Below are 22,305 nucleotides of genomic sequence, written 5' to 3'. Positions count from 1 at the left end.
CCCGTATTCCTGCCTGTGATTGTTACAATCGGCCCGCCTCTTGCTTTCAAGCTATCGCCCCATGGAAACGAGAGCCGTCATGAGTGATTTGCAACAACAGGGCAGCCGCCGCAGGGGTCATCCCTTCGCGACGATTCTCGGTACCAATGAAATCGCATCCGCGGTTGCAGTGGAGCTCCATCGGGGCGGCTACGGCGTTGTTCTGTCTCATGATCCCATGCCGCCGGTCATCCGGCGCAAGATGGCGTTTCACGACGCCCTCTATGAAGACATGGTGAGCGTGGACGGGGTGCGGGCCGAACGTGCCGAGACCGGGCTTGATGTGCGGGCGGGCCTCGCGCGCAACGCGGTGATGGTGACGCAGCTGGGCATTCTCGATCTCATCGTGCTGGGCACCATCGATCTCCTGGTGGATGCGCGCCTCAACAAATATCAGGTGACGCCCGACCTGCGCCGGCTGGCGCGCATCACCATCGGCCTTGGGCCGGGGTTCTGCGGTGGCACCAATTGCGACGTCGCCATCGAGACGCGACCCGGCAAGGAGGGGCAGGTCATCCAGCTCGGCCCCACCGATGCGCCGGATGGCCAGCCGCGCCGGCTTGGTGGCGTGGCCGCCGAACGGTTCGTGCATTCCCAGGTGCCCGGCCGCTGGCACACCGCCATCGAGATCGGCACCCGCGTCTATAAGGACTTCCACATCGGCTATCTCGGCAATGATCCGATCCGCGCGCCCTTCGACGGAATTGTCCGCGGCGTGGTGCGCGACGGCACCGAGGTGCCGGCCGGGGTCAAGCTGCTGGAGATCGACCCGCGCGGCCGCGGCGCGGACTGGACCGGGCTCGACGCCCGCGCCCAGATCATCGCCAAGGCGGTGAGCCGGGCGCTGACCTTCCGCAGCGCCCGGCCCGCCGAAACTCCGCTTCATCCGCATCTGGTGAAATGACCGGGCGGCGACGTTCCGTCCGGGCTAAGGGCATATTGTCATGATAGACCTGCGCTTGCCGTCCGAGGGCATCAACTTCGGTGAAGTTTCCGAGGCTGTGGATGCCATCCTTCAGGAGGCGGTCGTCGTCTATCGACGGGACAAGAAGCAGGCGGACAGCCTGTTCCGCAAGGCGCTCGCCTCGGCGCCATCGGAGCTGCCCATCTATTTCTGCCTCTACAAGATCCACACCTACCAGGGAAACCTGGAGGAGGGAGAAGCTGCCGCCCACAGTGGCCTTGAAGAGGCGGCGCGGCAGGCCGGGTGGGATACGGACTGGCGCAAATGGACGCCGCAGGAGATGCTGCCGGACGGTGCCGGGCGTTTTGCGCTCTACACGCTGAAGGCGCTGGCCTTCATCCACCTGCGCCAGAATCGGCCGGATGAGGCGGCAGAAAAGCTCGCGGCTCTGCGTGAATTGGACCCCACCGGCGCCGTGGGGTGGCCGGTGGTGGCAGCCCTCGCCGAGGGATTGGACTGAACGGTAGCCCGCTCGCGTTTGGCATCCTGCTTGCTAATAGAACGCATGAGGTGGGGCAGGAGGCAACGGGCAAATGACTCACTCGAGTGATCACGGCATTGCCGCTCCGACCGCGATGATCTTTCATGGCGAAGCGCGCAGTTTTGATGAATTTCAGGAAGATGAAGCGGTGATGATGGAAGGAATCATCACCGCTTTGCGAACGGTGAATGATCCTGAAATTCCGGTTAACATCTATGATCTTGGTCTTATCTATAAGATTGAGGTAAAGGATGGCGGCGCTGTCGAAATCGATATGACGCTCACCGCCCCGGGCTGCCCGGTGGCTGGGCAGATGCTCGGCTGGGTGCAGCAGGCGGTGTGCGTGGTTCCCGGCATTTCCGACGTGAAGATGAACCTTGTGTTCGATCCGCCATGGGACAAGTCGCGCATGAGCGACGAAGTGCAGCTCGAACTGGGGCTGCTTTGAACCTTTGAGGACCGATCGGGCGCGCGCGCTCCGGTCGGTCCTTGAGGTGGGTGCGGGGGGCTGCCGACATGCGCCGGTGCACCTGCCGTTCCAATGGCGGGCGTCTGGCGCAGATGGGCCGCCTCAGGCCTGAGGCTGGAGTTCCGCCAGAAAGGAACCGGCGAAAAGCGCCTTCTTCTCGGCCGTGTCGAGGCCCGCGGCGAGCGACCATTTGTTCTGCGAAAACATGGCCTTCACCGCCCGCGTCACTTCCGCGCCGCGCACATACCAGCGCTCGACCCCATCGGGGGAAACAATGGCGGGTCCGTCGGTGCGGTGCACCAGCCCGTCTTCCAGCCACAGGCGCGTTTCCGCATAAAGGAAGATGCCCGCCTTTCGGGACATGTCATCCCGGTTCTCTTCCGTCACCACAATGATTTCGGCCATCTCGCGCTCCTGTCCGCCGTGCATTTCGCTTTTTGCGCTGCAAGAAGTGTGCGCCTCCCGTCTGCGGCGGGGAAGCGCCGGGGCGGATGGCGCCGCGTGTCAGTTGGGGCGGCTTTGCGCCACGCCGAGGAGGGCGAGATTGTAGCCTTCCTCACGCAGCACCCGCTGCACCACCGGCCGTTCCAGCATCCGCCGATAATGGGCCGCGAGGTTGGACGGCAGAGGGATGCCGGTCTTGTCGGCCCAGAATTCCACATAGAACAGGATGGGATCGGCGGCGGAGAAGGTCCCGGCCACATAATCCTGGCCGGCCAGCGCCCGGTCGATGATGGCGAAGCTCTGGGTCACGATGTCCCGTCCCAGCGCCTCCACCTTGGCATGGTCCGAAGGGCTGGCGGCGAAGGTGGGCGTGGCGAAGATGCGGGCGAAGCCCTGTCCGTGGACAGTGGCCACCACATAGACCATGGTTTCCAGCGCCCGCGACGCGGCGTCCGCATCGGCTGGCCACAGGCGGCCGCGGCCCCGGTTGCAGGCGAGCCAATAGGCGATGGACACCACTTCGGTGAGGGTGCCGCCATCGGTGCGCACCAAAGCGGGGATGGTGGATTTGGGATTGATGGCGAGGTATTCGGGCTTGAAATGGTCGCCGGCCGGCAGGTTCACGATGTGGGCCTCGAACACCTCCTCAAGCTCCTCGAGGATGATGTGGATCCCGGTCGAGCATGAGCCGGGCGTCATATAGAACTTCATCGCTGCCATGGGCCTGTCTTCCCTGCCGGACGGGGGCATCGTCCGATCCGGCATGGATCATGCAATTATCGGAGCAGTTCGACCTGATCCGACGCTTGGCGCGGGCAGGACCGACACGGCTGTGCGATTTGCGACAGGGCCGGCGCCACAAGCGGCCCGGGCGGGGAGCGGAACGGGAATGTCTGCCGAGGAAATCGAGGTCTACGCCATCTGCGAAATGCACAAGATCGCACCGGGCGAAGCCAAGGCGTTCGATCTGTCACGGCGGATGGAGAACGGGGAGGCGCGCCCCTTCCGCATTCTTGTGGTGCGCACCGGCGGGCGCGAATTCGTGGGCTATGTGAATGCCTGCCCGCACCAGGGAACCTGGCTCAACATCGGCGGCGGCGCGTTCTTCAACACGGATGGAACCCGCCTGCGCTGTGGCCGGCACGGCTCCCTGTTCGACATCGAAAGCGGGATGTGCGTGGAAGGTCCCTGCAAGGACAAAAGCCTGGAGCCCATCGCCCTGGCCGTGGTGGGCGGCGATGTCTGCCTGTGCGGCGTGCCGCTGGTGGAAGAGGACGTGCGGTCCTTCCCTTATGACGACTTCGACGACACGATGGAGATCATGATTTCCCCCGATTAGAGCGCGATCCGAGCAAATTGAGTCCATTTGCTCGGTGAATCGCCCTCTAAACTGAAGAAAGAGAGCGTGATCGGCTCCCGCGTGTGGAAGGGAGCAGGTCTTCACGAGGGCCGGTTGATTTCGGAGCAGGCATGAGCGGCGAGGCATTGCGGAACGAGGAGGAGCGGGACTGCCGCTTCTTCGTGACCTACACGGGGGTGAAGATGCCGTTCCGGCTGGTGGAGGCGATTCCAGAAGCGCAGCTCACCCACCGCAACACCTTCATCCGCGCCTATTTCGACGCGGCCGGACAGCTCACCGGCTTCGACAAGATGGTCTATGGCGAGGTGGAACTGGCCCATCGCTATGAATACCATCCGGGCGGCGGGCTGAGCCGGGCGGAAGTAAGAATGGTGGACGAGGACACGGTTGTGGTCGCCTTCGATGAGGCCGGCACACCCGTGGCAACGGCCTGACGCAGCGGGGAAGGTGCAATGACGGTCGCTCAGCTCCTGGAAGCCCTTGGCAAGATGCCGCCGGAAGCGGTGGTGCTGATGGAGAGCGGCGGCGGGCTGTCGCTGGTCTCGGCGCTGGATTTCGTGGAGGCCCAGGGGGCCGGCGCGCCGGCGGAAGTCATCCTGCTGCCCAATATGGACGAATAGGCGGGGCCGCCGGTCCCGCAATCCTGTTCCGCGAGGTGCAACATGTCGGAAGTCGTCGAAACCGTGTCAATGTTCGAGCGCCTCGGCGGTCCGGCGGTGATCGACCGGCTGGTGGAGCTGTTCTATGCCCGCATGGACACGCTGCCGGAGGCCCAGGGCATCCGAGACATGCATGCGGACGACCTTTCCAGCACCAAGCTGACCCTGAAGCGCTACCTGACCGAATGGACCGGCGGGCCCAAGCTCTATTCGGTGGAAAAGGGGCATCCGCGCCTGCGCCAGCGCCACATGGGCTTTCCCATCGGCAATGCGGAGCGCGACGCCTGGCTGCTGTGCATGCGCGGCGCGCTGGACGAGACCGTGGCCGATGCGGCCGCACGCGAGGAAATCTACGGCGCGCTCGCCAAACTCGCCGACTGGATGCGCAACCAGGCCGGAAACCCGCACGACACCCAGGGCCACACCGCCCGCCCGTGAGGGTGCGCGGGTCTGCCGCCGGTCGTGGATGTTCCCGGCGGCCCGGCGGCGGTCGAGGTAGTTTTCGCAAGGGTGTGAAGCGGTCGCTGGTCCGAGCCGTCCCTAAAGCGGGACCCCGAAGAAATCCTCATCCGAGCCGCCCCATGCCCGATGCAGGCCGAGGGCATTGTCCCAGCGCGCGCGCTCGTCCTCGGTGGCGGTGCGGTGGGTGATCTTGCCCTCCGGCCGGTCGGCGAGAAGATAGTCCTTCGCATTGCGCAGGAAGCGGTTCAGCGCCTTGGTGTCATTGGGGCGGACCACGCAGCGCGGGGCCTCGTCGATGAGAATCGTCGTCGGGAGCATCGCCGAATCTCCTTAGGGTGCCGTGTGCATGTGCCGGGCTGGCCGGGGCAACCGCGCCCGGGGGCGACGTGTCCGCCCGGCTCTACTCAATCCGCCGAGGGCGATGCACGGCTCATATGGAACCGCAGCGCGGCTCCATATGAGCCGATTGCGCCCGGTTCAGAAGCCGTCTTCCTTCGAGCCCCAGGGATGGGAGCCGGGCACGAAGGAAGCCTTGATGCCGGCCTTCGCGATGGCGTCCATGGTCTTGTAATAGGTGCCCTCGTGGACCAGCGTGCCGGTCTTGGTGGTGATGGCGACGTACTTCGCCACCATGTCGGTCTCCACCAGGTAGCCGCCGCCGGGATCGGAGACGCTGCGGGCGTTTCCGTCCCAATCAATGAAGAAACCTTCCGTATCCGACATGCCTTGCTCCAGCAAATGCGGCGGAATACGCCTGCGCGTCCGCCCTGGCGAGCGGAGCAAGGTTCTTGCCAGAAGCGCCTTGCGGGAACGCTGCGGGCCCGCCGCGCCGCGATTGTCGTGCATCCAACAGAAACCGGCGCCGCCTGTCTTGTTCACGACAGGCGGCGTGAAAGATAAATGTCCACAGATCGTTGAAAATTCTGACATCTACTTTATAATCTTCAAGTTATTTTTTCTGCTCCGGAGACAATGTTATGGTTGAAATGACGCGCAGAATGGCGTCGCTGGACGATGTTCCCAGCATCTGGGGCCTGCTGCGGCAGGTGTCCGCAGACGTTCCTTTCAAGATGGAAGACGAGCGCGAGCAGGAAAGCCTTTTGTCCGAGCTCATGGCGTGCTGCACCTCCGGCCTTTCCCCCGTGCTGGTGGACGGGCAGAAGCGCATTGTGGGCGTGCTCCTCGCCCGGCGGGATGATTTCGAGTGGGTGTTCCGCAACAGCGAGGCCATCCATGTGGCCTATGCCGCCGTCGATCCCGACGTGCGGGCGGAGAATCCGCTTCCCAGCCTCATGGGCGAGTTGCAGGGGCGCAAGGTGCCGCTGCTGGCCAGCGTGAAGAGCGGCGAGGGCCTTGGCTTCGCGGCCGCCCTCGGGGAGCTGGGCTTCACCCACGAAGTGAAGGCTGCCAGCGGCTGGGGCGACCTCTACCAGTGGACCCCGCCGCCCTCCGTCCATAACTGACGGAAATTCAATGACAGGGTGCGGGCCGTTCGAGGGCGGCCCGCATGCCGCCGGTTCCCGTGCGGGCGCTGACGCCGCAGGGGCTCAGTTGCCGTCGTCCTCGGGCTGGTCCTGAAGGCCGGCGAAGGCGTCGTCGATGATGGCGCGGCAGGCAAGCAGGCGCTGATATTCCGCCTCGCTCACCGTTACGGTGGCGCTCCCGGCATCGCCGCCGGCCGGTGCCCGGCCCGCCAGGGCGGCTTCGAAGATGGTCTTTTCCAGCTGGTAGATGCGCTCGCTGGCCCGCTCCAGATAGGGCAGGGGATTGGCGCGCACGTTCGCTTCATGCAGGGCATCGAGGCTCAGGAGCTGGCGAAAGCGGCGGGTCTTGCGGCGCTTGTCCGCGCCGAAATCGTGCTCGATGACGCTCATGCGAGACGGCTCTCCTGAAGGGGGCTTCGCCCGGGCCGGCACCAATCATAAAACGGTGCCGGCCCGGGCGGAAGCCGGCTATCAGTCCATGGGCGGGCCCATGTCGTCCGCCTTCTTCTTGCCCTTGCGCTCGACCTTCGCCTGGGCATAGGCGCCGGCATTCTTCAACTGCACCGGACCCTGACCAACCACATATTGGGAGATCCAGAACAAGGTCCGCTCCTGCGCCTTTTCCGCGGCTTCCACATTGTAGGCGGGGGCCTGCGCATAGCCGAAGCCGCGCGTGGCGCCGGGATAGGAAAAGGCCGAAACATCCGGGCGGCTGGCGCGGAACTGGATCATGTCCGCCTCGGAGATCTGCGGGTCTTCCTCGGCGAAGTGCAGCAGGGTGGGAATGCGGCGCTTCTCGCGGGCGCCTTCCATGACGCCATCCGCGTGATAACCGATGGCGCAGGCCAGGCCGCTCACCTGGTTGGCTGCGAGATAGGCCAGATAGCCGCCCCAGGCATAGCCCACGAGGGCCACCTTGCCGGCATCCTTCACCGTATCGACAGTGGCCTGGATGGCGGCCAGCGGCCATTCCGTGCCCACCTCGGCGATGAGCGAACGGCCTTCCTCGGCGGCGTCCGAGGCGAGCTCGGCGTTGGCCTTCACCTTGTCGAACAGGGCCGGGGCCACGGCCACGTAGCCGGCGGCGGCGAAATCATCCGCAATCTTGCGAATGTCGGCCGTGACGCCGAACACGTCCTGCAGCACCACCACGGCGCCCTTGGGAGCACCTTCGGGGTCCGCCCGGTAGGCGGAGAATTTCACGTCGCTTGCTGTGACTTCGATCATGGCATCCTCGTTCTTCGAGCGTCTCAGGGATTGGGGCAGGTGCGCTCGCGCTGCCATTTATCAACACCCTGACCATGCAGATACGATGCCACATCCTTTGAAACTGCCGGAAAAGCGCGCCGTTTTATTTTGCCGGGTAGAATAATCAATTGTGTTGCGCTGCGAAAACTTGCGAGCGACTGTCATTCGCGGGCCAAGTGCACGCCAAAAGGCACCCGCCGGCGAAGCTGCCTTCGCCGGCGGGGCGGAAATGCCTTGCCCGGATGGTTGCTGGCCCGCGCCGGCGCCGGCGTGGGATTTAAGGTTTCAGGAGGCGCCGAGGCGCTGGCGGGCCACTTCGGCGATGGGGGGCACGGGGTCGCTGGCGAGGGCCGGCAGGAAGCGCGGGTCGATGCGCTCCGCAACCGCAAACCGCACCCGCATGTCGTCGTCCGCCATCAGCACGGACAAGTGCTCTGGAGCGAGATGTTCCGCCACCTCGAGACGGACGAGAGGATCGGGATCATCGGCGAGCCCGGGGAGATAGGCCTGCGGCAGCCGGCGGGCCACCGCCCTGCGGACTTCCGGCTCCCGATCGTGCATGGCATAGACGAGGGCGTCGGGCGGGGCCCGCTTTACCGCAGCGATGCGCACGCCATAATCGCAATCCGACAGCAGCGGGACGAGATCGGCCCCTTCCAGGCGACCAGCGACCACCGCCCGCACGCGGGGTTCGGGGTCTGCCAGCATGTCGCGCACCCGGCCCAGCGGCAGCCGCCAGGCCACCACGGCCCGCACGTCCGGTTCTGGATCATCCTTCAGCGGTGCGATGAGGAACACGCTGGCATGCCGCGCCGCCAGCGTCCGCACCTCGAAATAGGGATGATCAAGATAGCGCGCGGCGAGGACGGAATTGTTGGCGAAAAAGCGGTCGATGCGCTTGCGGCGGCGGTCGGCCACACACACCTTGCCAAGGTCGCAACGCCCCTCGGCCTGAATATCCTCGTGGGGGCAATCCTGACAGCGCACAGGCCGTCCCTGCCAATCGAGGGCTTCGGTAACGATATCTGGCTCTTCGGCCATGTTTGCGGACATGCATGCGTCCTCCCGCCCTTAATTTAGGGGCGACGGCGCGAATGTTCCAGTCACTTGCGCGGCTCACTTCCCGGGCTCCGATCAGGGAGCCCTGCCGCCTGCGGCCGCAGCGATGGGGCGGGGCGGTCGCCCGGCACGCGGCATGCGCGGCCGGGCGGGGGATTGGAGCGCGATCAGCCGAACTTGAAGAGAACGCCGTAGCCGCCGCGCGGATAGTTCCATTCGATGTCGCCGGAGGGCTCGCCGATGATGCGGCAGGTGCCGCATTCCACGCAGCCGTCGGCGGTGATTTCCACCTGGCCCTTGTCGTTGAGCTCGTAGCAACGGGCCGGACAGGTGGTCAGCAGGGCCTTGAGGGCCGCCGACGGGGTGGTGTGGGGACGCACCTTGATGTGCGCGCGCCCGGCATCCACGAGGTAGCGGTTCTGGAACAGCTTGTCTTCGACGCGAACGGCAGTGTCGGTGCTGGCCATGATGATCTCCCGGGTTTGGCCGCGGCGGGGGGCAGGCCGCCGCGCGCGGGGTGAGTGGGACGTGGCGAAGGGCGGCTCTTGCCGTCAGCGCCAGGCGCGGGCGAGACGGAAGGCGTCACCGAACAGGCCCGCCCACGACCGCGCCGAAGTGAAGGACTTCATCGTCAGCTTTTCCTTTTCCTTCTTCGGCGTTCCATCGACGCGCACGAAGTTTTCCATGGCCTTGTTGACCAACTGGGGATAGGTGAGGAAGAAGTTCTGCGACTGGATGTGCAGCAGCTGCGGCATATCCTTGTACTTCTTGAGATCCTTCATGACGAAGCTGTCGTCAATCATCTTCTTGTACAGCGAAAGATTCGCTGCCGTCATGGGATCCTTGCGGGACTTCACCTGGAAGATGGCCTCCGCCGCAATCCGGCCGGAGGTCATGGCGAGGTTGGAGCCCTCGCGATGGATGGCGTTGTTGAGCTGGGCCGCGTCGCCCACCACCACCCAGCCGTCCCCGTAAAGCTGGGGGATGGACTTGAAGCCGCCTTCCGGGATGAGGTGGGCGGCATATTCCTTCACCTCCGAGCCCTCCAAGAGGGGGGCGATGGAGGGATGGCTCTTGAACTTTTCCAGGAGCTGGTAGGGGGATTCACCGCTCTTCTGGAAATCCGACACCAGGCAGCCGAGGCCCACCGACACGCACTCGCGGTTGGTGTAGAGGAAGCCCATGCCGGTCATCCCCTTGGAGATGGTGCCGGCGGCCTCGATCACCGCGCCCTCGTTGCCCTTGATGTTGAAGCGCTGCTCGATCACCTCCTGCGGCATGAAGTGCATTTCCTTCACCGCGAGGGCGACCTCGGTGGGCTTGGGAATCTTGCGCAGGCCGGCACGGGTGCCGAGCAGGCCGCTCACGCCCTCCGCCAGCACCACCACATCCGCATGGATCTGGCCGCCGCCGCGATCGGTCTTCACGCCGATCACCTTGCCATAGGCGTCCTGCACCAGCTCGGTCACCGTGGTTTCGCACACCACGAGCGCGCCGGCTTCGCGAACCTTGGAGGAGAACCACTTGTCGAACTGGGCGCGGATGATGGTATAGCGGTTCGGCTTCTCTTCGTTGAAGTCGTCGGACCGGTAGTGCAGGCCGGTATGGGAATTGTCGCCCATCATCCAGAAGCGCTGCTCGATGAGGTGGCGCTCAAGCGGGGCGTCTTCCCGGAAGTCGGGAATGATCTTTTCCATCATGTCGGCGTACAGGATGGCGCCCTGGACGTTCTTCGAGCCCGAATATTCACCGCGCTCCAGCTGGAGCACCTTCAGGCCGCGCTTGGCCATGGTATAGGCCGCCGCATTGCCGGCCATGCCGGCACCGACGACAATCGCATCGAACCTTTCGTCGATCATCGGAGCAATCCTTTAGCTGGCCATCTTGTCGCGGGAATGGGCGGACAGGCGCTTGTTGAAGGCTTCCGTCAAAGCGGGAAGGAAGCGGATGGCGTCGGTCACGATGCCCACATGGGCGAAGTCGAAGATGGGGGCGTTCTTGTCGGTGTTGATGGCGACGATCAGGTCCGCCCCCTCGACACCCACGCGATGCTGGATCGCCCCGGAAATGCCGGCGGCGATGTAGAGCCGCGGACGGATGGTCTTTCCGGTCTGGCCGATCTGCCGGTCCGAGGTGACCCAGCCCTTCTGCACCAGCGGGCGCGAGCAGCCGTATTCGGCGCCCATGGCCTGGGCCAGCTGGCGCACCAGCTGGAAATTCTCCGGCGAGCCCAGCCCCATGCCGCCCGCCACCACCACGTCCGCATAGGCGAGGTTCGCCTTGTTGGAGTCGCGGTCGGGAATGAAGTCGAGGATCTTGGTGACGATATCCGCCTCGACCACGCCGAGCGGGTGCTCGATGACGCGGCCGATGGGCTTTTCCACGCGCTCCGGCATGGGCATCACGCGGGGGCGCACGGTGGCCATCTGCGGGCGGTAATTGAGAGTATAGATGGTGCAGAGCAGGGAGCCGCCGAAGGTGGGGCGGGTGGCGGCCAGCGAGCCGTCGGCGTCCACGTCCAGCTCGGTGGAATCGGCGGTGAGGCCGGTCAGCAGCGTGGTGGCGACCGCGCCGGCGAGGTCGCGGCCCAGCGTGGTGGCGCCCAGCAGCAGGATTTCCGGCTTGTAGGTGTTCACGAGCGTGGTCATCGCGGCCGTGTAGGCCTCGTTGCGATAATCGGTGAGCACCGGGTCCGCCACCACATAGGCGAGGTCGGCGCCATAGCAGAAGGATTCCGCCACGGCCGAGCGCACCGTCTCACCCTCGGCGCCGAGCACGACAGCGGCGAGTTCCACGCCCAGCTTGTCGGCGAGGGTCCGGCCGGCGCCCATCAGCTCCCACGAGACGGGATGGACCTGGCCGCGTTCCTGCTCGATGAACACCCAGACGTGCTTGTACGCCTTGAAGTGTTCCGGCAGCTCCTTCTTGGTCGCTGCGCGTCCGCCGCCGGCGGGGGCTGGGGTGCTTTTCGGCTCGCTCATGATGGTCGGCTCTCTGTTCTCGGCGTCTTTTCCGCGGCCGTTCAAAAGCCGCGCGCAAGCGCGGTGAGGTCGGCTTCGAGGTTGGGCTGTCGGGTGAATACTTCCGCGATCAGCGCATCAGCGAGGTTGCCGCCCTCGGGCGCCTCGATGAACTTCGCCTTTTCGGCCCGCGCGCTGGGCGCGAACACGCGCTTCACGATGGTGGGCGAGCCCTTCAGGCCGCACTTGCTCATGTCCTGGACGCCGGCTTCCTTGGCGTTCCACTTGACCACCTCGGCGCGTGCGGCACGCAGCACATCGGCCATGGTGCCGCGGCGGATCTCGTTGGTGGCCTCCAGCATGGCGATCAGGCAGGGCAGGGAGCTCTTCAGCACCTGCGTGCCGCCCTCGGCGCGGCGCTCCAGGGTGACGGTGCGCTCCTGGGGATCGTAGGCGGCGATCTTCGCCACATAGGTGATCTGCATGAGGCCGAGGCGCTTGGCAATGCCGGGGCCCACCTGGGCCGTGTCGCCGTCGATGGTCTGCTTGCCGGTGAAGACGATGTCCGGCACGCCCCAGGTCTCGCCCACCTTCTGGATGGCGGTGGCCAGCGCGAAGCTGGTGGCCAGCGTGTCGGAGCCGGCAAAGAAGCGGTCGGTCAGCAGCACTGCGCGATCCGCGCCGAAGGCAAGCGCCTTGCGCAGGGAATCCTCGGCCGACGGCGGGCCCATGGTGAGGACGGTGACCTCGCCCCCGAACGTGTCGCGCAGGCGCAGCGCTTCTTCCAGGGCGAACAGGTCATAGGGATTGATGATCGTCGGCACGCCCTGCCGCATGATCGTGTTCGTGACGGGATGGACGCGGATCTGCGCCGAATCCGGGACCTGCTTGATGCAAACGACGATGTGCATTGATGTGCTCCGAGCCCTTCACCACGGCTCCGCACTGTGACTAGCAAAGGGCGTACCAAGCGTGTGACACTCGATTTTATTTATCTAAATCAATGCATTGTTCGTTTGTGTCGGATCTTTGTCGCTTCTCGTTCGCAGTTGAATGCATGGCTGGCGCCGCGTTCTTGTCAGGAAGGCGACAGCTGCGGACCGGCGGGCAGGGAGTAGGGGAGATGATGGCGGGGGAGCGGCGGCCGCAGTGGTGGAAGACACCACCTTGAGCGCTGCAATGTCCGGACACCGACGCGGGCGGTGGCGGCCTGTGGCGGGCCGTCGGGGCACGGTGTCGGAAAGTCGCCGCGGCAGCGGGTGCGCTCGATAAAAGGTCCCCCGCCTTGCGGCGAGGGACCTGATTGGCTGAGTAATGTCGAGCGTAAGTCGTATGAAAAGGCGTATCGAAAAGGTCACGCCGCCGTGGACTGAAATATTCGCGACAAATGCCGCGCCACGGGGCGTCTTGTGCCGGCGGGCCGGAGGCCCGGCCCGCCGGATCAGCCTCAGCCCACCGCGAGTTCGGCGGCGGTCTTGCCGACTTCGCTCTCGTCGACGGTCTTCAGGATGCCATGCTCCATCAGCATGTCTTCCAGCTCGTCCATGGTGATCGGGGTCGGGATGATGCCGTTGCCGGCATTGTTGTGCACCTTGGTCGCCAGGTTCCGGTAGTGCTGGGCCTGCTCGGACTCCGGCGCATACTCGATCACCGTCATGCGGCGAAGTTCCGCATGCTGCACGATGTTGTCGCGCGGAACGAAGTAGATCAGCTGCGTGCCGAGCTTCTTCGCAAGGTTCTCCGCAAGCTCCAGCTCCTTGTCGGTCTGGCGCTCGTTGCAAACCAGCCCGCCCAGGCGCACGCCGCCGGAGTTCGCATACTTCAGAATGCCCTTCGAGATGTTGTTGGCCGCATACATGGCCATCATCTCGCCCGACATGACGATGTAGATCTCCTGGGCCTTGTTCTCGCGGATCGGCATCGCGAAGCCGCCGCAAACCACGTCGCCCAGAACGTCGTAGGACACGTAGTCGATGTCCTCGTACGCGCCGTTCTCTTCCAGGAAGTTGATCGAGGTGATCACGCCGCGGCCGGCGCAGCCAACGCCCGGCTCAGGACCACCGGACTCCACGCAGCGGATGTCCTGGTAGCCGATCTTCATCACGTCCTCGAGCTCCAGGTCTTCCACCGAGCCGGCATTCGCCGCCAGGGAAAGAATGGTGTCCTGCGCCTTGGCGTGCAGGATCAGGCGGGTCGAATCCGCCTTCGGGTCGCAGCCCACGATGAGGATCCGGTGACCCATCTGCGCAAGCGCAGCCAGGGTGTTCTGCGAGGTGGTGGACTTGCCGATACCACCCTTGCCGTAAAACGCGATCTGTCGCAGCGACATCTTGCTCTCCTTCGAACCTATTCAGAAGACCACCGCGCGCGTGGCGCGAGGCCGTTTCTCTCGTCTTGAAAATCGTCGGAAACGCCCCGCGGGCTACGGGAAGGAGCGCAACGCTGGCAATTCGGCCTAGGCGTGCACTCAGCCCTCACTCGCTGTTGCGCAACAGGAGGAGCAACCGCCGTGCCATTTGGCTGTGTCGCTCGCAAAGCATTGACCTGCATCAAATTCGGCGATGGAGGTGGGGTCTTCGCAGGGGTGTGTCGAACCCGACAGCAGGGTTGCATGTGTCGCAATTGGAACAATGCGGATCGGCCGTGGCGGCTCCCGCGCGGGCCGCGCCAGGCAAAGCGGGGGCAGGCGCGGTGCCGGGTGTGCGGGTGCGGAACGGAACTTGCTTGACCCTTGAGGCCTCCGCCGCAACGCGGCTCACGCGCGCGGGCAGGGGCTCGCAGGACGTGAGCGAGGATGAGATGCAGATCGGCGTTGAAACTTCCAAGGCAGTGGACCAGCGGCGCGTCTTCGTCGTGGACGAGGACGAGATCACGCGCGCGGCGCTCCAGTTCATGCTCCATGACGAGATCGAGACCCACGAACTCGCGACCCCCGAGGAAGCCTATGAGAAGGGCACCGGCTGGCTGATGCCGCACGTGGTCCTTCTGGGCGTGTCCCTCCTCAAGAGCCGCGGCGACGGGCTGATTGCGGAGATGAAGGACAAGTTTCCGAACGTGCGCATCCTCATCGTCACCGACAAGGCGGAAGAGGCGGTGGCGGTGGGCGGGCTCAAGGCCGGTGCCCATGGCGCGGTGGTGAAGCCGCTGACCCTGGAGGCCGTGCGCAAGAAGGTGGATACGGTCCTTGGCCGTGGCGGCGCCGCGCCCCTGGTGCAGCTCAGCGTGATGAAATAGCCGCGCCGTGACCACCGTCACCTTTTACGAGAAGCCCGGCTGCGGCACCAATGCCCGGCAGAAGCAGGCGCTTGCCGCCGCCGGCCACACGCTGGTGGTGAAGAGCCTGCTGGCCGAGCCCTGGACGGCGGAGCGCCTGGCCGGCTTCTTCGGCGACACGCCGGTCGCCGCCTGGTTCAACCCGGCGGCGCCGCGGGTGAAGTCCGGCGCGGTGAAGCCGGAGGATATCGGCGCGGATGCGGCGCTGGCCATGATGCTGGCCGAGCCGCTGCTCATCCGCCGCCCGCTGGTGGAAGCCGGGGGCGTGATGTGCGCCGGCTTCGACCGGGAGCCCGTGCTCTCGCTGCTGGGCGCCGCCGACGGGACGGGGCTGCCCGAGGGCTGCTCGCGCCCCCATGCGGCAACGCCCTGCCCCGAACCCGAAGCGGAAAAGTCGCCCCAGCCATGAATGTCGCTGTCCCGCCCGCCGCCCGTCCGTCCGATGCGGCGCTCGCCTATCACGCGCGCACCAAGCACGGCCTGAAGGGCTATGCGGCCGGGCCGGAGACGCTGGATTGGGACATGCAGCCCAATCCGTTCCGCGAATTCGAGGGGGCGCCGCGCACGCCCCTGCCGCTGGCGGCCGAACAACTGGCGGTGACATGGGGCGCCGCCATCACCCCCGGCGCCGTTCCGCCGGCCCCCCTCGATCTGGCCGGCGTCGCCCTGCTGCTGGAGCTGTCCTTCGGACTTGCCGCCTGGAAGCAATATGGCCCGGATCGGTGGGCGCTGCGCTGCAATCCCTCCAGCGGCAACCTGCACCCCACCGAAGCCTATGTGCTGGCGGAGAATGTCGCAGGCCTTGGCGACGGGCTGCATCATTATGTGAGCCGCGCCCATGCGCTGGAGCAGCGCCGCGCGGCGCCCGCACCGGCGGGGCCGGATGGCCGGCTGTGGCTCGGCCTGTCTTCCATCCACTGGCGCGAGGCCTGGAAATATGGCGAGCGGGCGTTCCGCTACTGCCAGCTGGACCTTGGCCATGCCATCGGCGCCGTGCGCTATGCGGCCGGATGCCTGGGCTGGACGGTCGAGGTGGTGGAAGGCCTGGAGAGCGCCGAGCTGGCGCAGCTCATGGGGCTCGACCGGGCGCAGGACTTCTCCGGCGCCGAGCCCGAGGACCCGGACGTCCTGCTTCATATCACGCCGGCGCCCCGGGCCGCCTCCGGCGCGCCGCCGCGCCCGGCGGTGCCCGATGCCGCAGGCTGGGCCGGCGTGGCCAATGTGCTGGACCGCCATCCCATGTATCGCTGGCCGGTGATCGAGGCGGTGAGCGCCGCTACCCATGGCGGCGGATCGCAGGGGGCGGAGGCCGACGCGGCACCTGACATGGAGGCCGCCGCGCCCGCGCCGGCGCCCGGCTCCACCCTCGCGGGGCCGGCAGAGATGCGGGCCGCCGCCGTCATCCTCGGCCGGCGCAGTGCCCAGCGCTTCTCGGCCAAGGAAAGCCTGATGGGGCGGGATACCTTCTTCAACATCATGGGTGCGCTGCTGGTGCGGCCGGCGGCGCCGCTCGATGTGTGGAGCCGGGTGCCCCGCCTGCATTCCCTCGTCTTCGTGCATCGGGTGGAGGGGCTGGCGCCGGGTGTCTATGCCTTGCCGCGGCGCCCGCAGGCCACCGCGCTGCTGCGTGCGCAATTGCGGGACGATTTCCAGTGGGCGACACCGGAGGGCTGCCCGGCGCACCTGCCCCTGTATCGCCTGGTGGAAACCGACTGCCGCGGCATTGCCCGCACCCTGAGCTGCCACCAGGCCATCGCCAGCGACGGGTCGTTCGCCCTCTCCATGCTGGCCGAGTTCGAGCCCGAGGTGGCCGCCGATTCCTTCGCCTATCGCCGGTTGCATTGGGAGGCCGGGCTCTTGGGCCAGGTGCTCTATCTGGAGGCGGAAGCGGCGGGTTTCCGGGGTACCGGCATCGGCTGCTATTTCGACGACGACCTGCACCGGCTCGTGGGCATGGAAACCCTTCAATTCCAGTCCCTCTATCACTTCACGGTGGGGCGGCCCGCCATCGACACACGCATCACCACCGAGCCGGCCTATCCCGGCCGCTCCGCGTGACGCGACCGGGGAGCACGGCATGAAACAGCGTACGCCATTCCGCTGCATCGGCGTGAAGGAGGCTGCGGCCATTGTGGCGGAGGGCCGGGCCCTGCTGCTGGATGCCCGCGATGCCGGCTCCTATGGCGCAAGCCACATGGAAGGGGCGCGGCACATCACCTTCTCGGGCCTTTCCGAGATCATCGGCGGCACCCCCAAGGCGCAGCCGGTGCTGTTTTATTGCTACCACGGCCATGCCAGCCAGGAATATGCGCAGACCCTCTCGGATTTCGGCTTTGCCGAGGTGTTCAGCCTGGATGGCGGCTATGAGGCCTGGTGCAGCTTCACGCAGGCGCAGGGCCCCGCCGCCACCTCGGACGAAGCCCTCTCCGGCTGGCTGGACAGCCTGGGCTTTCCGGCGGGCGGGGTGAATGCCACGGTGGAAAACGGCATGACGCCGCTGATGAAGGCGAGCCGGGAGGGGCTCGGCGAGATGGTGGGCCGGCTGATCGCCGCCGGCGCCCGGCTGGAGGCGCGCAACGCCGACGGCAACACCGCCCTCTGGCTTGCCTGCGTGGGCAACCATCTCGACGTCATCGACATGCTGGTGGACGCGGGAATCGACATCGACAACCGCAACGACAACGGCGCCACCTCCCTCATGTATGCCTCGTCCGCGGGCAAGGCCGAGGTGGTGGCGAAGCTGCTCGCCCACGGTGCGGACCCCGAGCCGGAGACGCCGGAAGGCTTCTCCGCCTTGGACCTCGCCTCCACCATCGAATGCCTGAAGCTGCTGCGCTATGCCCGGCGGCCGGAGACGGTGTGAGGCCGCAGGCGGCGAGGTATAGGGGCGCGCCTTTACGGCATGGGTGAAGACGGCACCTGTTCGCTTGACGGCGGATGACGCGGCGCGTGGGACCGGTCGGCCTTTCGCCGCGATGCCGGGCGCCACGGGGCCGGGGAGCGCCCAAACGAAAGCGGGCCGGGGGTTGCCCCCCGGCCCGCTTCTCGTCGGATGGTTTGGTGCGCTTATTCCGCCGCAGCCGGCAGGCTGACGGCGCCGGCCTCCAGCGCCACGGCAGCCGAGGCGATGATGGACGCAACCCGCACCGCCGCTTGGATCTGATCCTCGCGGATGCCGGCGTCGCGCAGCACCTTTTCGTGGGAATCGATGCAGCGGCCGCAGCCGTTCATGGCGGAAACCGCCAGCGACCACAGCTCGAAGTCCGCCTTGTCCACCCCCGGATTGCCGATCACGCTCATGCGCAGCTTGGCCGGGAGGGTTTCATAGGCCTTGTTCGAGGCAAGGTGGGTGAAGCGGTAGTACACGTTGTTCATGGCCATGATGGAGGCGGCGGCCTTGGCCGCATCCATCGCCGCAGGCGCCAGGTGCGCCGCCGCCTCGGTCTCCAGGGCCCGGGCGACGGCGGGATTGCGGGTGGTGATCCCGCACGCCACCAGCAGCCCGTAGAGCTGCTGGGGGGTGAGGCTTTCCTCCCGGCTCAGGGCCGAGAGGTTCAGCTTCACATCCTTGGCGAAGGCGGGGATCTGGTCCTTCAGGGTGTCGATGGACATTCGTCCGCCCTTCCGGCTCAGGCCACCTTGAGGACGTCGCCGCCCACTTCGCGGTTGCAGGGGCACAGCTCGTCGGTCTGCAGGGCGTCGAGGACGCGCAGCGTGTCCTTCGGGTTGCGGCCGACGTTCAGGTTGGTCGCATAGACGTGCTGGATGACGTTGTCGGGATCGACGACGAAGGTGTAGCGGAACGCCACGCCCGCCGGCGAGCGCACGCCGAGGCCGTCGGTCAGCGAGCCGTTGGTGTCGGCGAACGACCACATGGGCAGCTTGTCCAGGTCCTTGTGGTCGCGGCGCCAGGCGAGCTTGCAGAACTCATTGTCGGTGGAGCCGCCGATGACGACCGCGTCGCGATCCTCGAAGTCCTTGGCGAGGCGGGCGAATTCCGCAATCTCCGTGGGGCACACGAAGGTGAAGTCCTTCGGGTAGAAGAAGATGATCTTCCACTTGCCGGGGAAGCTGGCTTGCGTGATCTCCTCGAAGGCGGACACGCCGTTCTCTTCGTGGCTGTTGAAGCCGGGCTTCACACCGGTGACGGAAAAGGCCGGAAGGGTGCTGCCGATGCCGAGCATGAATTTTGTCTCCGAAAACGATGGATGCTTGGAACGTGCGGTCCCCGCACCGGATGCAAGTTTCGCGCCGTAGCGCTCGCCTGCGGAAAATGCGAGCCATTCCAGGACCGAACACGGCTGCCGCCCCTGCGTGTCGCCTTTGCGACGCGATCGCGGGGGCGAACCGTACCCATCCCGAGGCGAAAACTAATGGCATTTCGGTGCAGCGCGATGCCCCGCGCGTGCGGCGCAATGCCGCCGCCGTTGCGGGGCGGGCGGCGGTGCTTTGTCCCGTGGACGCGCAGCGGATGCGGGGCTAGTCGTTGCAGCTATATCGGAGCGGCACCAACAGGGGGCCGTGCGGAGGTGGGGCGATGACGCAGAAATGGTGGAGCACGGCCATGCTGGACGCTCTCCTGGCGGAGGATGCGCCCTATGGCGACCTCACCACGGAAGCCCTTGGCCTTGAGGCGGTGCCGGCGCGGCTCACCATGTCCATGCGCGCGCCGTCCACCCTGTGCGGCGTGGAACTGGCACGGGACCTCTTCCTGGCCGCCGGCGCGGGCGCGCAGGCGCTGGCGGAAACGGCGGTGCGGGTGCCGGCGGGCGAGCCGATCCTCATGGCCGAGGGCGAGGCCGGCGCCATCTTCCGGGCCTGGAAGGTGGCCCAGACGCTGGTGGAATATCTCTCCGGCATCGCCACCCTCACCGCGGATATCGTGGCGGCCGCGCGCGCGGTGTCACCTGACGTGGCGGTGGTCACCACGCGCAAGACCTTCCCCGGGGCAAAGGCGCAGATGATCGCCGCCATCCGCGCCGGCGGCGCCTATCCCCACCGCCTCGGCCTCTCCGAAACTCTGCTGGTGTTTCCCGAGCACCAGATCTTCCTGGCGGACCCGGCGGAAGGCGTCGCCGCCCTGCGCCGCACCGCGCCGGAGAAGAAGGTCGTGGTGGAGGTGAAGACGCTTGAGGAGGTGGAGGGCGTGCTTCCCGCTCGCCCCGACGTGCTCCAGTGCGAGAAGATGTCGCCGGAGGAGATCCGCGCCGTGGTGCAGCGGGTGGCGCAGGCGGACCCTGCCATCAAGGTGGCCGCGGCCGGCGGGGTGAACCTCTCCAATGCCGCCGCTTATGCCGCCGCCGGGGCACATGTGCTCGTGACCTCGGCACCCTATTGGGCCAAGCCCGCCGACGTGAAGGTGGTGATCGGCCCGGCCTGATGGCAGCGCCGGTGCGCTGACCCCCGGGCCTCTCTGGCCAGCCCCTGTGGGGCCGGGCGCGCCGGCCCGCCATCGCCCGCCGGCGGAAGCCGGGGCGTGACTGCCGCCGCGATGTTCAGTTCTGCCGCGCCATCGCATTTTTTTGCGGTGCGCAAGATGATCGCGGCCGAGTCCTGCGTCGCCTACGTAGAAATACGTAGGCGACGGTGACAATTGCATGCAAGGCCTGTCGCGAACCTGTCGAACACGCCACAAGACTGCCGGCTGTCGCGTTTACGACACGCGCACAGAACGTAAATAATCATTAAAAATCAAAATATTGACCCGATGGCACGGGGCTTGCCAGTCACCAGGGCGGAAGTGTCCCGCATGGTGGTTTTCGGATGATCACGCTCTCGACCAATGCCGTGGCGGCTGTGAAGGCGGCCCTCTCGCGCTCCGCGGAGGCTGAGGGTCTGCGTGTGGTGGCGGAACCCGGCGCGCATGCGGCTGTGCGGTATCTGATGCACCTGGAGGCCGGCGCGCGCGCCGGCGACATGGTTATCGAACAGGCCGGGCTGAAGGTGTTCATCGACGGCCCCTCGCAAGATTTCGCCCACGGAATCCGCATCGACTTCGTCGCTTCGGCCGCAGGCGGGTTCGTCATCGAAAACGGGCAGGCGCGGCCGGCGGCAGCGGGCCGGCGCCACAGGAACTGAAGGCGGTCCGGGCGCGGCCCGGGTGGAGTTCATCATCCCCGTCCGGGATTTCGGCCGGGGCAGATTGGAAGGGACCCATGCTCGCGAAGTCACCATCGACCACGTCGGGGCGTTCCGGCCGAGTGTCGGCGGATGCCTCGGGTTCCGCCTGCGGGGCGACGCCGGTCCGCTCCGTCTTCCTGAACGACACCACCCTGCGCGATGGCGAGCAGGCGCCCGGTGTCGCCTTCACCCGCAAGGAGAAGATCGAGATCGCCGAGGCGCTGGCCGCGGCGGGCGTCCCCGAGATCGAGGCCGGCACGCCGGCCATGGGCGACGAGGAGATCGAGACGCTGCGCTCCATCGTCTCCCTCAAGCTGCCGCTGCGTGTGGCCGCCTGGTGCCGCATGTCCGAGGAGGACGTGTTCGCGGCCGTCTCGGCGGGCGTGAACTATGTCAATCTCTCCATCCCCACCTCCGACCGCCAGCTCAAGGGCAAGCTGGGCCGGGACCGGGACTGGGCGCTTTCCGCCTTGCGCCATGTGGTGACGCTGGCGAAGAAGCTCGGCTTTACCGTGGCGGTGGGCTGCGAGGACGCATCCCGGGCCGACCCGGACTTCCTGTGCAAGGTGGCCGAGGCGGCAAAGGAGGCGGGTGCCTTCCGCCTGCGCCTCGCCGACACGCTGGGCGTGCTCGACCCGTTCTCCACCTATGCGCTGGTGCGGCGCGTGGCCAATGCCACCGACCTGGAGATCGAGTTCCACGCCCATGACGACCTCGGCCTCGCCACCGCCAATACGCTGGCGGCGGTCACCGGCGGCGCGCGGCATGCCAGCGTGACGGTGACCGGGCTGGGCGAGCGCGCCGGCAATGCGGCGCTGGAGGAAGTGGCCATCGCCCTGCGCCAGACGGCGCGTGCGGAGAGCGGCATCGATCCCCAGTCCCTGCGGCCGCTGGCGCAGAAGGTGCTGGCCGCCGCCGGCCGGCCCATGCCGCGCACCAAGGCCATCGTGGGCGAAGACGTGTTCACCCACGAATCCGGCATCCATGTCTCCGGCCTGCTGAAGGATCGCGGCACCTACGAATCCCTGAGCCCGGAACTGCTCGGCCGCTCCCACCAGGTGGTGCTGGGGAAGCATTCCGGCCTGGCCGCCATTTCCCGGGCGCTGGCGGACGAGGGGCTGGCGGTGGACGAGGCCCGCGGCCGCGCCATCCTTGCCCGGGTGCGCGACTTCGCGACCCGCACCAAGCAGTCGGTCTCGCCCGAGGTGCTGCGGCGCTTCTACGAGGACAGCTTCACCGAAGAGGCGCTTCGGCGCCGCCACGCAGCAGTGATGGGAGCCTGA

The 22,305-nt window shown here is 66.6% G+C and carries 29 protein-coding genes; 15 read left to right on the top strand and 14 right to left on the bottom strand.

Translation table 11 applies throughout. The features are described 5' to 3' along the window. The first annotated feature begins 217 nt into the window (after positions 1 to 217). From ACI7BZ_RS02035 to ACI7BZ_RS02025, 3 genes are all read left to right on the top strand, one after another. On the top strand, positions 218 to 943 hold the full coding sequence (locus ACI7BZ_RS02035; RefSeq protein ID WP_414115540.1) for a xanthine dehydrogenase: 726 nt from the start codon (positions 218 to 220) through the stop codon (positions 941 to 943). 40 nt (positions 944 to 983) lie between these two features. Continuing rightward, on the top strand, positions 984 to 1,463 hold the full coding sequence (locus ACI7BZ_RS02030; protein ID WP_414115539.1) for a tetratricopeptide repeat protein: 480 nt from the start codon (positions 984 to 986) through the stop codon (positions 1,461 to 1,463). 73 nt (positions 1,464 to 1,536) lie between these two features. After that, complete coding sequence (locus ACI7BZ_RS02025; RefSeq protein WP_414115538.1) at positions 1,537 to 1,932, top strand: DUF59 domain-containing protein; 396 nt, start codon at positions 1,537 to 1,539, stop codon at positions 1,930 to 1,932. A 123-nt stretch (positions 1,933 to 2,055) separates the two neighbouring features. Here the strand turns inward: ACI7BZ_RS02025 and ACI7BZ_RS02020 are convergent, their stop codons facing one another. Beyond that, a complete protein-coding gene (locus tag ACI7BZ_RS02020) occupies positions 2,056 to 2,358 on the bottom strand; it encodes an aldehyde dehydrogenase (RefSeq protein WP_414115537.1) in 303 nt (100 codons plus the stop codon). A gap of 99 nt (positions 2,359 to 2,457) precedes the next feature. Then, entirely contained in the window at positions 2,458 to 3,108 is a 651-nt protein-coding gene (locus ACI7BZ_RS02015) for a glutathione S-transferase family protein (protein WP_414119066.1), read from the bottom strand. 178 nt (positions 3,109 to 3,286) lie between these two features. Between ACI7BZ_RS02015 and ACI7BZ_RS02010 the strand changes: the two genes are divergently transcribed. From ACI7BZ_RS02010 to ACI7BZ_RS01995, 4 genes are all read left to right on the top strand, one after another. Continuing rightward, complete coding sequence (locus ACI7BZ_RS02010) at positions 3,287 to 3,736, top strand: Rieske (2Fe-2S) protein (RefSeq protein ID WP_414115536.1); 450 nt, start codon at positions 3,287 to 3,289, stop codon at positions 3,734 to 3,736. A 131-nt stretch (positions 3,737 to 3,867) separates the two neighbouring features. Beyond that, positions 3,868 to 4,191, top strand: coding sequence for a DUF6156 family protein (locus ACI7BZ_RS02005; protein WP_414115535.1), 324 nt, complete (start codon positions 3,868 to 3,870; stop codon positions 4,189 to 4,191). 18 nt (positions 4,192 to 4,209) lie between these two features. Continuing rightward, on the top strand, positions 4,210 to 4,377 hold the full coding sequence (locus ACI7BZ_RS02000; RefSeq protein WP_414115534.1) for a hypothetical protein: 168 nt from the start codon (positions 4,210 to 4,212) through the stop codon (positions 4,375 to 4,377). Positions 4,378 to 4,419: 42 nt separating this feature from the next. After that, positions 4,420 to 4,854, top strand: coding sequence for a group II truncated hemoglobin (locus ACI7BZ_RS01995; RefSeq protein WP_414115533.1), 435 nt, complete (start codon positions 4,420 to 4,422; stop codon positions 4,852 to 4,854). Positions 4,855 to 4,956: 102 nt separating this feature from the next. On the opposite strand, the gene ACI7BZ_RS01990 is transcribed toward ACI7BZ_RS01995, so the two are convergent. Then, on the bottom strand, positions 4,957 to 5,196 hold the full coding sequence (locus tag ACI7BZ_RS01990) for a hypothetical protein (RefSeq protein ID WP_414115532.1): 240 nt from the start codon (positions 5,194 to 5,196) through the stop codon (positions 4,957 to 4,959). A gap of 159 nt (positions 5,197 to 5,355) precedes the next feature. Continuing rightward, a complete protein-coding gene (locus ACI7BZ_RS01985; protein WP_414115531.1) occupies positions 5,356 to 5,601 on the bottom strand; it encodes a hypothetical protein in 246 nt (81 codons plus the stop codon). Between the two features lie 275 nt (positions 5,602 to 5,876). Here ACI7BZ_RS01985 and ACI7BZ_RS01980 point away from each other — a divergent pair, with 275 nt between their 5' ends. Continuing rightward, complete coding sequence (locus tag ACI7BZ_RS01980) at positions 5,877 to 6,341, top strand: hypothetical protein (protein ID WP_414115530.1); 465 nt, start codon at positions 5,877 to 5,879, stop codon at positions 6,339 to 6,341. A gap of 84 nt (positions 6,342 to 6,425) precedes the next feature. On the opposite strand, the gene ACI7BZ_RS01975 is transcribed toward ACI7BZ_RS01980, so the two are convergent. The 8 genes from ACI7BZ_RS01975 to nifH form a co-directional block, all read right to left on the bottom strand. Next, entirely contained in the window at positions 6,426 to 6,752 is a 327-nt protein-coding gene (locus ACI7BZ_RS01975) for a hypothetical protein (RefSeq protein ID WP_414115529.1), read from the bottom strand. Between the two features lie 81 nt (positions 6,753 to 6,833). Further along, positions 6,834 to 7,589, bottom strand: coding sequence for a dienelactone hydrolase family protein (locus tag ACI7BZ_RS01970; protein WP_414115528.1), 756 nt, complete (start codon positions 7,587 to 7,589; stop codon positions 6,834 to 6,836). Positions 7,590 to 7,895: 306 nt separating this feature from the next. After that, entirely contained in the window at positions 7,896 to 8,663 is a 768-nt protein-coding gene (locus tag ACI7BZ_RS01965; protein ID WP_414115527.1) for a 4Fe4S-binding leucine-rich repeat protein, read from the bottom strand. Between the two features lie 173 nt (positions 8,664 to 8,836). Then, positions 8,837 to 9,136 carry a ferredoxin family protein gene (locus ACI7BZ_RS01960; RefSeq protein ID WP_414115526.1) on the bottom strand — a complete coding sequence of 100 codons (300 nt, stop codon included), beginning with the start codon at positions 9,134 to 9,136 and terminating at the stop codon, positions 8,837 to 8,839. An 84-nt stretch (positions 9,137 to 9,220) separates the two neighbouring features. Beyond that, on the bottom strand, positions 9,221 to 10,528 hold the full coding sequence (locus tag ACI7BZ_RS01955) for an FAD-dependent oxidoreductase (RefSeq protein WP_414115525.1): 1,308 nt from the start codon (positions 10,526 to 10,528) through the stop codon (positions 9,221 to 9,223). A 12-nt stretch (positions 10,529 to 10,540) separates the two neighbouring features. Then, a complete protein-coding gene (locus ACI7BZ_RS01950; RefSeq protein WP_414115524.1) occupies positions 10,541 to 11,650 on the bottom strand; it encodes an electron transfer flavoprotein subunit alpha/FixB family protein in 1,110 nt (369 codons plus the stop codon). Between the two features lie 41 nt (positions 11,651 to 11,691). Continuing rightward, the gene (locus ACI7BZ_RS01945) at positions 11,692 to 12,540 is read right to left on the bottom strand and encodes an electron transfer flavoprotein subunit beta/FixA family protein (protein WP_414115523.1); all 849 of its coding nucleotides are present in this window, start codon (positions 12,538 to 12,540) and stop codon (positions 11,692 to 11,694) included. 536 nt (positions 12,541 to 13,076) lie between these two features. Further along, on the bottom strand, positions 13,077 to 13,958 hold the full coding sequence (gene nifH / locus ACI7BZ_RS01940; RefSeq protein WP_414115522.1) for a nitrogenase iron protein: 882 nt from the start codon (positions 13,956 to 13,958) through the stop codon (positions 13,077 to 13,079). A gap of 470 nt (positions 13,959 to 14,428) precedes the next feature. Here nifH and ACI7BZ_RS01935 point away from each other — a divergent pair, with 470 nt between their 5' ends. Genes ACI7BZ_RS01935 through ACI7BZ_RS01920 form a run of 4 tightly spaced genes read left to right on the top strand, consistent with a single transcriptional unit; the run spans position 14,429 to position 17,765 of the window. Next, positions 14,429 to 14,863: a response regulator transcription factor gene (locus ACI7BZ_RS01935; protein WP_414119065.1), complete on the top strand. Its 435-nt coding sequence runs from the start codon at positions 14,429 to 14,431 to the stop codon at positions 14,861 to 14,863. Between the two features lie 7 nt (positions 14,864 to 14,870). Further along, entirely contained in the window at positions 14,871 to 15,311 is a 441-nt protein-coding gene (locus tag ACI7BZ_RS01930) for an ArsC/Spx/MgsR family protein (protein WP_414115521.1), read from the top strand. Beyond that, complete coding sequence (locus ACI7BZ_RS01925) at positions 15,308 to 16,960, top strand: nitroreductase family protein (protein WP_414115520.1); 1,653 nt, start codon at positions 15,308 to 15,310, stop codon at positions 16,958 to 16,960. Before ACI7BZ_RS01930 ends, ACI7BZ_RS01925 begins: the two co-directional genes overlap by 4 nt. A 19-nt stretch (positions 16,961 to 16,979) precedes the next feature. Then, the gene (locus ACI7BZ_RS01920; protein ID WP_414115519.1) at positions 16,980 to 17,765 is read left to right on the top strand and encodes an ankyrin repeat domain-containing protein; all 786 of its coding nucleotides are present in this window, start codon (positions 16,980 to 16,982) and stop codon (positions 17,763 to 17,765) included. Between the two features lie 203 nt (positions 17,766 to 17,968). On the opposite strand, the gene ahpD is transcribed toward ACI7BZ_RS01920, so the two are convergent. Further along, positions 17,969 to 18,514, bottom strand: coding sequence for an alkylhydroperoxidase, AhpD family (gene ahpD / locus ACI7BZ_RS01915; RefSeq protein WP_414115518.1), 546 nt, complete (start codon positions 18,512 to 18,514; stop codon positions 17,969 to 17,971). Between the two features lie 17 nt (positions 18,515 to 18,531). After that, on the bottom strand, positions 18,532 to 19,086 hold the full coding sequence (locus tag ACI7BZ_RS01910; RefSeq protein ID WP_414115517.1) for a peroxiredoxin: 555 nt from the start codon (positions 19,084 to 19,086) through the stop codon (positions 18,532 to 18,534). Positions 19,087 to 19,439: 353 nt separating this feature from the next. Here ACI7BZ_RS01910 and modD point away from each other — a divergent pair, with 353 nt between their 5' ends. From modD to nifV, 3 genes are all read left to right on the top strand, one after another. Further along, positions 19,440 to 20,282, top strand: coding sequence for a ModD protein (gene modD, locus ACI7BZ_RS01905; RefSeq protein ID WP_414115516.1), 843 nt, complete (start codon positions 19,440 to 19,442; stop codon positions 20,280 to 20,282). Positions 20,283 to 20,665: 383 nt separating this feature from the next. Then, complete coding sequence (locus ACI7BZ_RS01900) at positions 20,666 to 20,980, top strand: HesB/IscA family protein (protein ID WP_414115515.1); 315 nt, start codon at positions 20,666 to 20,668, stop codon at positions 20,978 to 20,980. Between the two features lie 77 nt (positions 20,981 to 21,057). Beyond that, positions 21,058 to 22,305 carry a homocitrate synthase gene (gene nifV / locus ACI7BZ_RS01895; protein ID WP_414115514.1) on the top strand — a complete coding sequence of 416 codons (1,248 nt, stop codon included), beginning with the start codon at positions 21,058 to 21,060 and terminating at the stop codon, positions 22,303 to 22,305.

Origin of the sequence: Xanthobacter sp. AM11, from assembly GCF_047444035.1 — a bacterium.
GTDB lineage: Bacteria > Pseudomonadota > Alphaproteobacteria > Rhizobiales > Xanthobacteraceae > Xanthobacter.
The sequence above is the reverse complement of the archived record's forward strand: the minus strand, read 5'-3'. Positions and strand labels throughout refer to the sequence as shown.

What these genes read in the sequence shown, in the direction of transcription:
- ACI7BZ_RS01985 (WP_414115531.1), bottom strand. Translation starts at nt 5,601, where the DNA reads ATGTCGGATACGGAAGGTTTCTTCATTGATTGGGACGGAAACGCCCGC.
- ACI7BZ_RS01920 (WP_414115519.1), top strand. Translation starts at nt 16,980, where the DNA reads ATGAAACAGCGTACGCCATTCCGCTGCATCGGCGTGAAGGAGGCTGCG.
- ACI7BZ_RS02010 (WP_414115536.1), top strand. Translation starts at nt 3,287, where the DNA reads ATGTCTGCCGAGGAAATCGAGGTCTACGCCATCTGCGAAATGCACAAG.
- ACI7BZ_RS01980 (WP_414115530.1), top strand. Translation starts at nt 5,877, where the DNA reads ATGGCGTCGCTGGACGATGTTCCCAGCATCTGGGGCCTGCTGCGGCAG.
- ACI7BZ_RS01910 (WP_414115517.1), bottom strand. Translation starts at nt 19,086, where the DNA reads ATGCTCGGCATCGGCAGCACCCTTCCGGCCTTTTCCGTCACCGGTGTG.
- ACI7BZ_RS02030 (WP_414115539.1), top strand. Translation starts at nt 984, where the DNA reads ATGATAGACCTGCGCTTGCCGTCCGAGGGCATCAACTTCGGTGAAGTT.
- ACI7BZ_RS01965 (WP_414115527.1), bottom strand. Translation starts at nt 8,663, where the DNA reads ATGTCCGCAAACATGGCCGAAGAGCCAGATATCGTTACCGAAGCCCTC.
- ahpD (WP_414115518.1), bottom strand. Translation starts at nt 18,514, where the DNA reads ATGTCCATCGACACCCTGAAGGACCAGATCCCCGCCTTCGCCAAGGAT.
- nifV (WP_414115514.1), top strand. Translation starts at nt 21,058, where the DNA reads ATGCTCGCGAAGTCACCATCGACCACGTCGGGGCGTTCCGGCCGAGTG.
- ACI7BZ_RS01900 (WP_414115515.1), top strand. Translation starts at nt 20,666, where the DNA reads ATGATCACGCTCTCGACCAATGCCGTGGCGGCTGTGAAGGCGGCCCTC.
- ACI7BZ_RS02035 (WP_414115540.1), top strand. Translation starts at nt 218, where the DNA reads ATGCCGCCGGTCATCCGGCGCAAGATGGCGTTTCACGACGCCCTCTAT.
- ACI7BZ_RS01950 (WP_414115524.1), bottom strand. Translation starts at nt 11,650, where the DNA reads ATGAGCGAGCCGAAAAGCACCCCAGCCCCCGCCGGCGGCGGACGCGCA.
- ACI7BZ_RS01990 (WP_414115532.1), bottom strand. Translation starts at nt 5,196, where the DNA reads ATGCTCCCGACGACGATTCTCATCGACGAGGCCCCGCGCTGCGTGGTC.
- ACI7BZ_RS02005 (WP_414115535.1), top strand. Translation starts at nt 3,868, where the DNA reads ATGAGCGGCGAGGCATTGCGGAACGAGGAGGAGCGGGACTGCCGCTTC.
- modD (WP_414115516.1), top strand. Translation starts at nt 19,440, where the DNA reads ATGACGCAGAAATGGTGGAGCACGGCCATGCTGGACGCTCTCCTGGCG.
- ACI7BZ_RS01945 (WP_414115523.1), bottom strand. Translation starts at nt 12,540, where the DNA reads ATGCACATCGTCGTTTGCATCAAGCAGGTCCCGGATTCGGCGCAGATC.
- ACI7BZ_RS01955 (WP_414115525.1), bottom strand. Translation starts at nt 10,528, where the DNA reads ATGATCGACGAAAGGTTCGATGCGATTGTCGTCGGTGCCGGCATGGCC.
- ACI7BZ_RS01935 (WP_414119065.1), top strand. Translation starts at nt 14,429, where the DNA reads ATGCAGATCGGCGTTGAAACTTCCAAGGCAGTGGACCAGCGGCGCGTC.
- ACI7BZ_RS02020 (WP_414115537.1), bottom strand. Translation starts at nt 2,358, where the DNA reads ATGGCCGAAATCATTGTGGTGACGGAAGAGAACCGGGATGACATGTCC.
- nifH (WP_414115522.1), bottom strand. Translation starts at nt 13,958, where the DNA reads ATGTCGCTGCGACAGATCGCGTTTTACGGCAAGGGTGGTATCGGCAAG.
- ACI7BZ_RS01975 (WP_414115529.1), bottom strand. Translation starts at nt 6,752, where the DNA reads ATGAGCGTCATCGAGCACGATTTCGGCGCGGACAAGCGCCGCAAGACC.
- ACI7BZ_RS02015 (WP_414119066.1), bottom strand. Translation starts at nt 3,108, where the DNA reads ATGAAGTTCTATATGACGCCCGGCTCATGCTCGACCGGGATCCACATC.
- ACI7BZ_RS01970 (WP_414115528.1), bottom strand. Translation starts at nt 7,589, where the DNA reads ATGATCGAAGTCACAGCAAGCGACGTGAAATTCTCCGCCTACCGGGCG.
- ACI7BZ_RS01960 (WP_414115526.1), bottom strand. Translation starts at nt 9,136, where the DNA reads ATGGCCAGCACCGACACTGCCGTTCGCGTCGAAGACAAGCTGTTCCAG.
- ACI7BZ_RS01995 (WP_414115533.1), top strand. Translation starts at nt 4,420, where the DNA reads ATGTCGGAAGTCGTCGAAACCGTGTCAATGTTCGAGCGCCTCGGCGGT.
- ACI7BZ_RS02025 (WP_414115538.1), top strand. Translation starts at nt 1,537, where the DNA reads ATGACTCACTCGAGTGATCACGGCATTGCCGCTCCGACCGCGATGATC.
- ACI7BZ_RS02000 (WP_414115534.1), top strand. Translation starts at nt 4,210, where the DNA reads ATGACGGTCGCTCAGCTCCTGGAAGCCCTTGGCAAGATGCCGCCGGAA.
- ACI7BZ_RS01925 (WP_414115520.1), top strand. Translation starts at nt 15,308, where the DNA reads ATGAATGTCGCTGTCCCGCCCGCCGCCCGTCCGTCCGATGCGGCGCTC.